This window comes from Streptomyces sp. NPDC037389, assembly GCF_040636475.1.
Taxonomy (GTDB): Bacteria; Actinomycetota; Actinomycetes; order Streptomycetales; family Streptomycetaceae; genus Streptomyces; species Streptomyces hesseae.
In genome coordinates this window covers 174238-186840 of record NZ_JBEZUS010000006.1, presented here as the reverse complement: position 1 = coordinate 186840, position 12603 = coordinate 174238, and the positions used below count along the sequence as shown (strand labels likewise).

At 75.6% G+C, this 12603-nt stretch carries 9 protein-coding genes; 6 read left to right on the top strand and 3 right to left on the bottom strand.

All coding sequences use genetic code 11. The features are described 5' to 3' along the window. Positions 1-14 precede the first annotated feature (14 nt). The 6 genes from AB0E98_RS15340 to AB0E98_RS15315 all read left to right on the top strand — a co-directional run bounded on the left by AB0E98_RS15340 (position 15) and on the right by AB0E98_RS15315 (position 6584). Positions 15-2180, top strand: a complete 2166-nt coding sequence (locus AB0E98_RS15340; protein ID WP_361702406.1) for an FUSC family protein — start codon at positions 15-17, stop codon at positions 2178-2180. A gap of 62 nt (positions 2181-2242) precedes the next feature. Continuing rightward, a complete protein-coding gene (locus AB0E98_RS15335; RefSeq protein ID WP_361702405.1) occupies positions 2243-2836 on the top strand; it encodes a DUF4291 domain-containing protein in 594 nt (197 codons plus the stop codon). Positions 2837-2982: 146 nt separating this feature from the next. After that, complete coding sequence (locus AB0E98_RS15330; protein WP_361702403.1) at positions 2983-3228, top strand: antitoxin; 246 nt, start codon at positions 2983-2985, stop codon at positions 3226-3228. A gap of 68 nt (positions 3229-3296) precedes the next feature. Continuing rightward, positions 3297-3950 carry a response regulator transcription factor gene (locus AB0E98_RS15325; RefSeq protein ID WP_361702401.1) on the top strand — a complete coding sequence of 218 codons (654 nt, stop codon included), beginning with the start codon at positions 3297-3299 and terminating at the stop codon, positions 3948-3950. A 61-nt stretch (positions 3951-4011) separates the two neighbouring features. Then, positions 4012-4875, top strand: a complete 864-nt coding sequence (locus AB0E98_RS15320) for an alpha/beta fold hydrolase (RefSeq protein WP_361702400.1) — start codon at positions 4012-4014, stop codon at positions 4873-4875. 170 nt (positions 4876-5045) lie between these two features. Beyond that, on the top strand, positions 5046-6584 hold the full coding sequence (locus AB0E98_RS15315; RefSeq protein WP_361702398.1) for an MFS transporter: 1539 nt from the start codon (positions 5046-5048) through the stop codon (positions 6582-6584). Positions 6585-6612: 28 nt separating this feature from the next. Here the strand turns inward: AB0E98_RS15315 and AB0E98_RS15310 are convergent, their stop codons facing one another. The 3 genes from AB0E98_RS15310 to lanKC (AB0E98_RS15300) all read right to left on the bottom strand — a co-directional run bounded on the left by AB0E98_RS15310 (position 6613) and on the right by lanKC (AB0E98_RS15300) (position 12576). Further along, the gene (locus AB0E98_RS15310) at positions 6613-7158 is read right to left on the bottom strand and encodes a hypothetical protein (protein ID WP_361702396.1); all 546 of its coding nucleotides are present in this window, start codon (positions 7156-7158) and stop codon (positions 6613-6615) included. A gap of 153 nt (positions 7159-7311) precedes the next feature. After that, positions 7312-9828, bottom strand: a complete 2517-nt coding sequence (lanKC, locus tag AB0E98_RS15305; RefSeq protein ID WP_361702394.1) for a class III lanthionine synthetase LanKC — start codon at positions 9826-9828, stop codon at positions 7312-7314. 165 nt (positions 9829-9993) lie between these two features. Further along, entirely contained in the window at positions 9994-12576 is a 2583-nt protein-coding gene (gene lanKC, locus AB0E98_RS15300; protein WP_361702392.1) for a class III lanthionine synthetase LanKC, read from the bottom strand. Positions 12577-12603 lie beyond the last annotated feature (27 nt).

Below are 12603 nucleotides of genomic sequence, written 5' to 3'. Positions count from 1 at the left end.
CCTGGGGAAACACCATGGCTCGCGCCGATATCCCACCCGCCGCACGCCGCGCCGTCTGGGCCACCCTCGCCGGCTGCGCCGGCTTCTACGGCTTCGCCCACGCCCTGGGCGACCGCATCCTCGGCCTCTACGCCATCTTCGGCGTCCTCCCGCTGGTCCTGTTCTCGCAGATCCCCGGCCCCGCCCGGCATCGCACCCGCGTCCTCCTCGCGATGGTGCCGGTCGGCTGGGTCATGGTCACGGCCGGCACCCTGCTGGCCGTGCGCGGCTGGGCCGCCGCGGCCGGCATGTTCGTCGTGGGCTTCCTCGTCGCCTTCGCGGCGACGGCCGGGCCCGGACCGGCCGGGCTGAGCGTGGCCTGCCAGCTCTTCTACGTCCTGCCCTGCTTCCCGCCCTACGCCCCCGAAACCCTCGGCTCCCGCCTGGCCGGACTGACCGCCGGCATCCTGCTCACCGCCGCCGTCGACCGGCTGCTGGACCGCCTGGGCTGGCGGGAGCCCCCGCCCGTCCCGTACCGGGTGCGGCTCGGCCGCGCGGCGGCCGCCGTGGCCGACAGCTGCGCCACCGCCGCGCGCGGCGGCGAGGACCTCCGGCCCGCCGCCGACCGCGCGCTCGAGGGGGCACGCCCCTCCCTGATCCCGCCCGCCGAGCGCCCCACCTCACCCTCCGCCCGCGACCGCGCCCTCAACCACACCCGCGCCTGCGTCCGGCACGTCCACGACCAGCTCGACCGCCTCTACCGCGCCCCCGGCGGACCCGACCACCCCTGCGGGCCCCGCGGCGGCGAGCCCGCCGCCACCGCCCTGCTGGAGCACACCGCCACCGCCCTGCGGCCCGTCGCCGACGGCCTGACCGGCGGCATCCCGCCCCCCGACGCCGACGAGCTGCGCCGCGCCGTCGCCGCGTTCGACGCCATCCGCGCGGACGAGCTCCCCGGCGCCCCGCCCGAGCGGCTCCGCCACGACGCCGTCGTCCGCTCCGCCGCCGAGGGCGCGCGGCTGGCCACCCGCACGTCCCGGATCGCCCTGGGCGCCCGTTCCACGACGGCCGGGGCGGAGCGCGACGGACCGTTCTGGTACGCCGCCGTGCCCGCCCCCGAGCTGTGGTGGCACCGGATGCGGGTGCACCTGACACTCCGCTCGGTCCATCTGCAGAACGCCCTCCGGGTCGCCACGGCCATGGCCGGCGCCCGGCTCCTGGTCGGCGCCCTCGACCTCTCGCACGGCTTCTGGGTCCTCCTGGCCACCCTCAGCCTCATGCGCACCTCCGCCGCCGACACCCGTACCGCCCTGCGCCCCGCCGTCACCGGTACGACCGCCGGGGCAGTGCTCGCCGCCCTCGCGCTCCGCGTGGTCGGCGACGTCCCCCTCTTCTACGCGGCCGTGCTGCCCATCGTCCTGCTCGTCGGCCTCACCGCGGCCCCGCTGCTCGGACCCGCGTGGGGACAGGCCACGTTCACCGTCGCCATCGTGCTGATGTTCGCCCAGATCTCCACCCCGCAGTGGCAACTGTCCGCCGCGCGCCTCGTCGACGTCCTCGTCGGCGGCGCGATCGGCGTCCTGGCCAGCCTCCTCGCCTGGCCGCGCGGCGCGGGGGGCGAACTGCGCTGCGCCGTCGCCGACTTCCTCGCCGCGGGTGCCGTCGGATGCCGGGGCGTCACGGACCTCCTCTGCGGCCGCCCCGCGCCCGCCGACCCCCTGCGCCCGGTCCGCGTGGCCATGCTCCTGGCCGAGGCCTCGTACTGCCAGCACCAGAGCGAACGCCTCCTGCGGCGCACCGCCGACCCGCCGTGGTGGATCGCCATGCTGGCCGGCTACCACATGCTGCGCGGCGGCGAACTGATGCTCCTGCGGCACGGCGCCGCCCTCGGCGACACGCCCCTCGCGCCCGACGCCGCCGCCGAACTGACCCTCCTGGCCGACCGCGTGGCCGCCGACGCCCTCCGCACGGCCGAGGCACTGCGCGCCCCCGCCCCGTCCCGCCCCGCCACCGGTGCCCCCGATCCCGTTCCCCACCCGGCCGCCGCGTCGGGCCTCCTGCGCAGCGCCGCCCTCCACGCCGGGGACGTGGACGCCGCGCGCGTCCTGCTGACGGTGGACGCGGAGGCCTGGCTGACGGGCGTGGCGGAGGACATCGCACGGATCGCCCGCACCCCGTACGCGGTACCGGCCGCCGCGTGAGTGACGTCCTCGGCGCGGTAATTCGATGGCGCGCGCGAAACTGTTTGCCCACTCTGGTCCCCGTGGCAGAAAGCAAACACCAGATTCGAGCCCAGTACACGGACTCCACGGTCACCGTCTACCAGGCGTACGCGCCGGGGATCGGCCTGCCGGCGGCCCGTGACGGCCGTTTCCCGGAGACGTGGAAACGGGACCGGATGACATGGATCAAGCCGTCGTTCCTGTGGATGATGTACCGCTGCGGGTGGGGCACGAAGGAAGGCCAGGAGACCGTCCTCGCCGTCGAGATCTCCCGCGAGGGCTTCGAGTGGGCGCTGGAGAACGCCTGCCTGTCCCACTACGAGCGGGGGCTCCACGCCGATGCCGCCACATGGAAGCGCCGGCTGAAGCGGGCCCCGGCCCGGGTCCAGTGGGACCCCGAACGCGACCTCCGCCTTCGGCCTCTTCCCCACCGGTCGCTCCAGCTCGGCCTCACCGGCGAAGCGGCGCGCCGCTACGCCGACGAATGGATCGTCGCCGTCACCGACGTCACACCGCTCGCCCACGCGATCCACGCGCATGTCCGGGACGGGGACCTGGACGCCGCGGGGCGACTCCTGCCCCAGGAACGCCCCTACGCCGTGAACGACGGGTTCCTGGCTCACCTGCACCAATGAGCCGGGGGTGCCCAGGTCGCGCTGTCACCCGTTCGGGTTAGTCCGCCCTCTGTCCCGCATGCCCGCTCGTCGGCCGTGCGCATGCTGAAGACAGGGGGCCTTCTTCAGCGTGGGCCCGCCGCCCGGCATCCGGGGAGGGGAACGCCATGTCACTCATGGACACGCTCAAGGGCCTCGTCGGCAGGGGGAAGGAGGCTGCGGCCGAGAACCCCGAAAAGGTTCATGAAGCGGTGGACAAGGCCGGAGGATTCATCGACGAGAAGACGGAGGGCAAGTACTCCGATCAGATCGGCAAGGGCGCGGACGCGGTGAAGAACGCCGTCCCCGAGCGGGAGCAGCCCGAGAGCCCTCCGCCCCCCGCCCCCGAACCGCCCGCGGATCCCCAGGGGTGACCCGCCCGTAGAGGCCCCTCCGGGGCCCTCGTGCCTATCGTGGAACGCGTAGGCGAACGCGACGACGCGTGCGCGAGAACAAAGGCGGTGGCGACGTGCCGGATCCCGCGACGAGAGTGACCGTGGTGGTGGCCGACGAGCACCCCGCCTACCGCGAGGGCGTCGTCCGGGGTCTGCGCGTCGAGGCCCGGATCGACGTGCGGGCCGAGGCCGAGGATGGCGTCGCGGCACTGACCGCCATCCGGGACCTCGTCCCGCACGTGGCCCTGGTCGACTACCGGCTGCCCAAGATGGACGGCGTCGCCGTGATCCACGCCGTCGTCGAGGCCGGGCTGCCGACCCGGGTCGTGCTGCTGTCGGCCGCCACCGACGCGGCGGTGGTCTACCGGGCGCTCCGGGAAGGGGCCGCCGGACACCTCGCCAAGGACGCCAAACGGCCCGAGTTCGTCGAAGCGGTGCTGGCGGCCGCCGACGGCAGACCGGTTCCCCCGGAGACCGGTCCCGGGCCGCCTGCCGGCGAGGACGCCACGGCCCTCTCCGACCGCGAGCGGCAGGTCCTGCTCGGCTTCGCCGAGGGCAAGGGCATCCCACAACTCGCCGCCGAACTGCGGCTGGCGGCGAACACCGTCAAGACCGTCACCCAGGGGCTGTACGAGAAGCTCGGCGTACCCGACCGGGCGACCGCGGTCGCCGAGGCCGTACGCCGGGGCCTGCTCGACTGAGGCGCCGGGGCGCCACCGAAATCAGAGGACGGGGCGCGGCGTGGTCACTACGATCCGGATTATGAGTACCCACCGTGCCGGCCCCACGTTCGTCCTGGTGCACGGGTCCTGCACCAGCTCCTTCATGTGGACGTCCGTCCAGCGGGAGTTGGCGTTGCTCGGCCACCGCAGCCTCGCCGTCGACCTGCCGGGCCATGGCTTCGACGCGCAGTACCCGGTGGCCTATCAGGCCCCGCAGGATCTCGACGCCTGGGCGGCCGAGCCTTCGACGCTGGGCAAGGTCACCTTGCAGGACAACGTGGACATGGTGGTCGACGTCGTCCGCCGAGTGGCCTCGTACGGGCCTGTGGTGCTGGTGGGCCTCAGCCTCGGCGGGACCACCATCACGCAGGTGGGCAACGCGATCCCCGAACTGGTGGACAGGCTTGTCTACGTATCCGCGTGGTCGTGCGTACAGCGGTCCAGCCCGGTCGAGTACATGCGGGAACCCGAGTTCGCCGACAGTCTGCTGGGCCCGATGGCGGCATTGAACGTGGGCGATCCGGCCGCACTCGGCGCCGGCCGGGCCAACTACCGCACGGCGGACCCCGCCCTGCTCGCCGCCACCAAGGCCGCGGTCATGGCGGATGCCACCGACGAGCAGTTCCGTGCCTTCCTCAACATCCTGCAACCCGACGAGTCCCTCGCCGTGATGACGGCTGACGCCCGGGGGCAGGCCGACACCTGGGGAACGATCGCCCGCACGTACATCCGGCTCACCGGTGATCGCGCAATTCCGGTGGCGATGCAGGACCGCCTGATCGCCGAGTCCGACGCGCTGACCCCCGACAACCCCTACGACGTGCACACCCTGGACACCAGTCACGTCGGCTTCGTCCTGCGACCGGCGGACGTGGCGGGAATCCTGGACCGGCTGGTCGCCTAGGGATCGCGTCGACTCGACCTGAGCCGGCAGCGGGCCCACCGGCGAGGCCGCGTGTGGTTCCGCCCGGCCTCCTCCGGTTGCGCGCCCTGCGGGGATCCGGTCGACTGGGCTGACCGGTGCCTTCCGGGTGCCGGTGGCCCGGGGGCCCGAGAACGGTGAGGTGTCGTCCGATGGCGCGAGCTCCGGAGGAACCCGGACCCGGAGACGGACGGGACCCCGGCCGCTGGGCGATGCTGGCCGTGCTGTGCGCCAGCCTGCTGCTGGTCGCCATGGACGCCACCATCCTCAACGTCGCGCTGCCCTCGCTGATCGACGACCTCCGGCCCGGCCCGCTGGAACAGCTGTGGATCATCGACATCTACGGGCTGATCCTGGGCGGCCTCCTCGTCACCACCGGCGCGGTCGGCGACCGGTGGGGCCGCAAACGGCTCTTCCTCCTCGGCTTCGTGCTCTTCGGCGCCGCCTCCGTCCTCGCCGCGACCGCGCACAGCTCGCTCCAGCTGATCGGCGGCCGGGTGCTGCTCGGGCTGGGCGGCGCCATGGTGATGCCGTCGACGCTCTCCCTCATCCGGAACATCTTCACCGACGCCCGGGAACGGGCCCTGGCCATCGGCGTGTGGGCCGCCGTGGCCGGGGCGGGCGCCTGTGTGGGGCCGCTGGTGGGCGGGTTCCTCGTCGAGCACTTCGCGTGGCAGGCGGCCTTCTGGGTGAACGTCCCGATCGTCGTCGTGACGGTCGCGATGGGCGTCCGGCTGCTGCCGGAGTACCGCGCCCCGCACCCCGGAGGGCTCGACTGGCCCGGCGCGGCCCTCTCGGTCGTCGGCATCGTGGCCCTCGCCTGGGGCATCAAGCACATCGCCAAGGGCAGCCCGCACCCCTCGGACGTGGGCGCCCTCCTCCTCGGCGTGGCCCTGCTCGCCCTGTTCGCCTGGCACCAGCTGCGGCTCGACGACCCCCTGCTGGACGTCCGGCTGTTCCGCGAAGGCCCGTTCCTCGCGGCGGCGCTGGCCACCCTCCTCGCCATGCTCGCCATCGGCGCCGCGCTGTTCCTCATCTCCCTCTGGCTCCAGTACGTGCACGGCTACTCGCCCTCGGAGGCCGGGCTGCGCACCCTGCCCTCCGCCCTCGCCATGCTGGTCGGCTCGCTGAGCTCGCCCTGGCTGATGCACCACGCCGGGGTGCGCACCGTGCTGGCCGCCGGTCTGGGCGCCCTCGCGGGAGGCTTCCTGCTCCTCGCCCTCGCCCCGCAGCCGACCACCTACCCGGTCGTGGCCGTCGTCCTGGCCGGGATCGGCCTCGGCGACGGGCTGGCCATCACCGCCTCGGCGTCCGTCCTCGTCTCCGCCGTCCCCGCGGAGCGCGCCGGGCAGGCCGGCGCGGTCTCCGAGACCGCCTACGAACTCGGCGTCGGACTCGGCGTGGCCCTGCTCGGCAGCATCCACGCGGCCGTCTTCTCCGACCGCATGACGGGCCTTCCGCTGCGCGGGCACGACCTCGACACCGCGCGCGGCTCGGTCGGCGGCGCGGCGGAAGTGGCCCGGCGGGTCGGCGGGGACACCGGGCGACGGGTACTGGAGGCCTCGCGGGCCGCCTTCGACCAGGCGCTCACCACCACCGCCTACGTCTCGGCGGGCATCGTCGTCACCGTCACCCTGCTGACCGTGTTCATGGTCCCGCGCGGGTTCAAGGTGACGGGCGGCGGCCACTGAACGACGGCCGCCCGCCGCCCCGGACAGGTCAGGGCACGATGCGCAACTGCACCGCGCCGGCCGCCTGCCGGACGCCCTCCGGCGTCAGACAGCCCACGGGAAGCCCGCCGCCCGGCGTCAGTTCGATGAACCGCTCCACGTCCGCGCCCTTGTCGCGCCCCGCGACGACCGTGCCCTTGAGCCGTACCGTGCTGAGGCCGAGGGCCCGGCCGGCGTGGCCGGTGGGGTAGTCGATCTCCGAGACCGAGCCGTCCCCGTAGCGGAGGGTCTCGTGCCCCGAGGGCGTGTGGAGCCCGAGACAAGTACCCGACGGCGACTGGCCGTTGGCGACACCGGTGGCCGCGACGGTGTGTCCCGGGCGGTCGGAGCAGGCGTACGAGGCGGCTCCCCGGATGCGGACCTGCTGGGGTGTGAGCGTCAGTCCCGGACTGTACGTGGTGTTCTCCAGCCCCTGACACGTGACCGGCGCGTGGGCGGGGGCGTGGGCCCCGACGGCCGGTGCGGCCCACCCCAGACAGGTGCCGAGCAGCGCCAGTGAACCGAACGCGACGCCGATCCCGCGCTTTCCGAACATGCGGTACCCCTTCGAGATGCCTCGACGCGCCCGGAGCGGCGCGTTCCGGCCCTCCCTACCCCCGCCGCCCACGGGAACCACCCCGCGCCGCCGGGCCCCCGCAGCACCTTCGCCCCGCCCGCGCCACAGCGTGCGCGCCCCGGCGCGCCACGCTCAACCGGTGCGCAGGAGCGGTAGCGACGCGCCCGCCGTGGTGCCCCGCAGCGCCGCGTGGACGGCGAGCAGCACCCCGGCGGTCCCCGTCGCCAGGTCCATCGACAGCCGCAGCAGCCCGTCCATCGGGAAGGCCAGCCGCCCCTGGAACCGCACCGCGTGCAGCCCCAGCCCGCGCAGCTGGGCCTGGCGCGCGTCCGCCGGGCCGCCGAGGTGGACGAGCGCGTAGAGCAGCCCGGCGTGGCCCTCGAAGAGGCCGGAGGACAGCAGCAGTTCGGTGCCCAGGCCCGCGCGGATCCGGTCCCGCAGCCCGGCGAAGTGCGGGTCCTCGCGGTGCCGCAGATACTCGTGGAGGGCGATGGCGACGCCGGCGCCGCCCCCGCCGAGTGTGGTCAGCCGGCGCCGCCCCGCGCGCACGTGGACGTGCCGGCCGGGGGACACCCCGCAGTGGGCGAGGTCGCGGGCGAGCGCGGCCTCCGCCCACCGCAGCCAGCGGTCGTCGCCCGTCTCGGCGAAGAGCCGGCTGAACAGCAGGGCCGGCCCGGACCAGCCCCGCATCAGCCCCGCCGCCGACGCGGGACCGCTGCCGGCGCCGTCGAGGCCTCGTGCCAGCCTCTCCGCCAGCCGCGCCGCCGTCGTCACGTCCCCGAAGTGCGTGAAGGCCAGGCCGATCCCGGCGAGCCCGCCGAACAGCCCCGCCCCGCAGTCGCGCAGGTCGAAGGCGCCCAGCCGGGCCAGGGCCGCCCGCGCCTGCTGCGGGCGGCCGAGCTCGTCGAGGACGTAGGCCACGCCCGCGAGCCCGTCGTAGAGGCCCGGCCGGGGCCAGCGGGCCCGCTCGGCCGCCCGGGCCAGCCAGTCCACGTACCCCTCGAAGCGCGCGCCGCCGCCGTGCCCGGTGCGGTGCAGCGCGTGGAGCACGCCCGCCGCGCCGTACGCCAGCGCCGCGCCCTGGCCGTCGAACTGCCGGACGTCGCCGGGGAAGAGCCGGTCCTCCCGCTCCGGGGTGGCGCTGCGCGCGATGGCCTCGCGCAGGGAACCGAGGGCCTCCTCCCAGTCGCCGGCCGGGCCGTCCGCCGTGCGCGGCCACGCGGGCGCGGGCGGCGGGGCGGGGTCCGGGGGCGGGGCGAGGCCCGCGCGCAGCCGCTCCCCGTAACCGGGCGGCAGGGGGAAACGGTCCTCGACGTGCCGGATCAGCTCCTCGTGCTTGCGCGGGTCGAAGCGCAGCAGCTCGGTGAGCGGGCAGAAGACCGCGAGCCGCATGCAGTCCAGGGCGTAGGCGTCGACGGCCGGTCCCGAACGCGCCCAGGGGGCCGTGAAACCCGCCGTGCCCAGCGCCGGGGTGAAGTTCTCGTCCGTCCCGAAGGACGTCTCGAAGTCGACGAGGCAGACGCTGCCGTCCGGCCGCACCAGCACATTGCCCGGCTGGAGGTCCCCGAAGACCACGCCCCGTCCGTGGAGGGCGGCTATCGCCTCCTCGACGCGGGCGACGACCGCGCAGGCCCAGGCGGTGTACGCGGCCAGCTCCGCCCGGCCCGCGTCCGGCCGGAAGAGGGGGTGGCGGCGCCCCATGGCCTCCTCCAGCCGTTCCCCCTCGACGAACTCCTCGACGAGGAAGTGGTGTTCCCAGTGCCGCGTCCGGGCGAGCACCCGCGGTACGCAGCCGAGCCCGGCGAGCCGCTCCAGCACGGCGTGCTCGCGCCCCAGCCGGGCCACCGCGTCCATGCCGTTGTCGTCGACCCCGGCATACGGGCGCGCCTCCCGCAGCACCACGCGTCGCCCGGTGCCGGAGGCGACGGCGCGGTAGACGCCGCCGCTGTTGGAGAAGCGCAGCGCCTTCTCCACCCGGTAGGGGAAGCCCCCGGCGCCGTCCGCCCGCGCGGCGCGGATCCGCCCGGCGATGAACGACGGAACGCCCGCCCACGGCGGCACCTTGAAGGCGGCCCCGCGCACATCGGGCACCGCCCTGCCGTCGGGCCGGACGACGGCGGGCACGTACTCGCCGTCGCCGGAGAAGCAGAACCGGGGCGCGAAACCCCCGTAGCGCAGGTACAGCGGTCCGTCGTCCCAGCGCAGATCGCTGAGGATGTAGGGGCCCTTGACGCCCCGCAACAGCGCGGACAGCTCCTCGAGCGCGCGTTCAAGGAGCTCCTCGGAGCGCGGGTAGACGGTGACGAGCTTGCCGCCCGCCGAGCGCGGGGCCCGCTTGCTGTTGACGAGGGCCAGCAGGGTTCGGCTGCGCAGGAACTTGAAGCCGATGCCGCGCTCGACGCAGTACTCCCAGACCGTGGCGATCGCCCGGGGGGCCTCCTCGACGGTCGCCGAGACATGGATCTTCCAGCCCTGCGGCGGCAGCCGCGCGTCCCGGGGCCGCAGGACCACCCAGCCGTCGCGTTCCGCGCGCCGCCACCCCGGCGGCGCCGGGCGGGCGGCGTGGGCGAAGCGGACGGCGGTGTCCTCCACGCGCTCCGGGGCGTCCACGAAGAGGGGGTCGGCGACGAGGTGGCCTTGAGCGAGCATGCCGTGCTCCTCCGGTGCCGTGTCGGGTCCGGTGCCGCGTCGGTCCGGTGCCGGGCCTCGCGTTTCCGGCGGGCCGACCGCCGCCGCCGTCCGGTGCGGCGGCGGCCGTCCCGCCGTCCCGCGAGGGCGGCTCAGACCTGTCCGAGGGTGCTGTGGTAGCTGTTGCTACACGGCCACTGGACGGGGGTCTCCTCCTCCAGCTCCTGTAGCTCCAGGATCTCCGACACGTCGTTCACCTCCCTCCCGGGCGGGCGGGACGGCCACGGGACGGGGGTCGAGGAAGGGCAGGACGGGCCCGGTCCCCTCGAACGCCGAGCCCAGCGCGAGCAGGACGCCGGCGGCGCCCGTCGCCAGGTCCGCCGAGAGCCGCAGCATCCGGAACCCGGGGAACGCCAGGTGCCCCCGGTAGGTCTGGGCGTACCAGGACAGCAGGCCGATCTGCCGGCCGAGCGCGGTGCCCGCGACCGGCTCGCCGAGCGCCGCGAGCACGGCCACCGACCCGGCCCGCCCGCGCAGCAGGCCCGCGTTGCGCACGTACACGGCGTCGCAGGTGAGCCGGAGCGAGGCGAGCACGGCGGCCAGCCGGGGGTCGGGCCGGTACCGCAGCAGGTCGCGCAGGACGAACGCGAGCCCGGTGCTGCCCCCGTGGAGGTACGGCAGGTTGGCCGCGCCGTCGAAGAGGGTGAGCGTCCCGTCGGGGAGGGTGCGCAGCCGCACCAGGTCGTGGCGCAGGGCGTGCCCGGCGAGGCCGAGGAGGGAGGCGTCGCCGGTGTGCTCGTACATCCGCAGGAACAGCAGGGCCGCTCCGGTCGCGCCGTGCAGCAGCCCGTAGGGTGCGGGGCGGCCCGGCGGGGCGGGCGGGGGGCCGTCCTCGACGGCCCGGCCGAGCTCGCCCGCGAGGCTCAGCGCGCGGCCCAGGAGCGCGGGGTCCCCGGTGGCGGAGGCGAAGTGCAGCAGGGTCAGGGCGATGCCGGCCCGGCCGGCGGCCAGGCCCGCGCCGGGCACCGCGTCCCGCTCCGGCGGGCAGCGGCCGAGGACGTCGAGGGCCTCCGCGCGCAGGCCGAGCGTGTCGAGGACGAACGCGACGCCGTGCAGGCCCTCGTGGAGGCCGGGCGCGGGGTCCGGGTCGCGCCGCACGGCCGCCAGGAGCCACGCGGTGTACTCCTCGGGGACCCGCGCCCCGGCCCTGTGCAGGGCGTACAGGACCCCGGCCGCGCCGTGGGCGAACGCGGGACCGCCCAGCGCCCCGGCCCCGGTGGGGCTGCCGGGGAAGAGCCGGTCGGCGCGGCCCGGGGTGGCGGTGGCGTGGATGCCCCGGACGAGGGAGTCGCGGATCGCCGGCCAGTCGGGCCGGTCCGCCGTCAGCGGCGCGCCCGCCCGGTCGTCCTCGGCCGGGTGGCCCTCGGGCCACAGCCCCGTCAGCAGCCCGGCGCCGAACCCCCGGGGCACGGGGTAGTGCCGCTCGATCGCGGCGGTGAGGGTGTGGAGCTTGCCGGGGCTGCGGTAGGGGACCGGCAGGAACAGCCACAGGCGCAGCCGGTCGAGGAGATGGCGCAGGGCGTCGGGGGCCGTGAGGCCGGGCGGTACGGTGAAGCCGGGCTCGCCGGTGGCGGGGGCCCGGTCGTCCCCGGCGTCCGTGAGCGTGCCGAGCCCGACGAGCGCCACCCGCCCGTCCGGCCGCACGAGGACGTTCTCCGGCCGGAGTTCGCCGAGACGCAGCCCGTGGGCGTACAGGGCGTGCAGGGCCCGCTCGGTGCGGTCCACGACGTCCAGGGCCCAGGCGGTGTACGGGGCGGCCTCCCGCGCGGCACGCTCCCGCGAGGTGAGCGGGAAGGCGGTGGCGGTGGCCCGCGGCAGCGAGGTGCCCTCGATGAACTCCTCGGCGAGGAACCGGTGTTCCGCGTGGGTGAGGTGGCCGAGGACGCGCGGTACGCAGTCCAGGCCCGCGAGTCGCTCGCGCGCCGCCCGCTCCCGGTCGAGCCGGGCGACGGCGTCCTCGCCCCGTTCGTCGAGCCCGGCGTACGGCCGGGCCTCGCGCAGCACCACGCGCTCGCCGGTGCGCTTGTCGACCGCGAGATAGGTGCCGCCGCCGTGGGACCTGCCGAGTGCCCGCTCGGCCCGGTAGGGGAAGCCGCCGGCCGGCCGGGCGCGCAGGGCCTCCAGGCCGGGCCGGAGCACCTCGGGCAGCGGCACCCCGTCGGGCGGGGCGAAGACGCTCCGGTCGCCGGGCCGGGGCCGGCCCTCCGGGCGGGGCGGGCCGTGGCTGACGTACAGCGGGCCGGAGCCGTGCCGCAGCGCGCCCGGCACATACGCGCCGGGCAGCCCGGCGAGGAGGACCGCGAGCTCCTCAAGGCTCCGGGTGAGCGTCGTCCCGTCGCCCGCGTGGACGGTGATCAGCCGGTTGCCGGGCAGCGGCTCGGCGCGGTCGCCGCCCAGTTCGCGGGCGGTGGCGCGGCTGCGGATGAAGTCGAAGGGCAGGGCATGCGCCACACAGTGCCCCCAGACGATCTCGACGGCCCGGGCGAGCTCCGGCAGCGCCACCGACACATGGATCCGCCAGCCCGCTTCCGGTGTCACCGAATTGGGCCGCAGAGTGATCCACCAGCCGGACTCGCCGCGCTCCCAGCCCGGCGGCGGTTCCCGGCGGGCCGCCGCGAACCTCTCGTGGTCGTCCGGATAGCGCTCGGGCACCTCGTAGAAGACGGGGTCGGCGAGGCAGAAACGGTCGTAGTCCTTGAGCGTCAGCACGGCGCTTCCCTTTCGGGGCGAGGACTG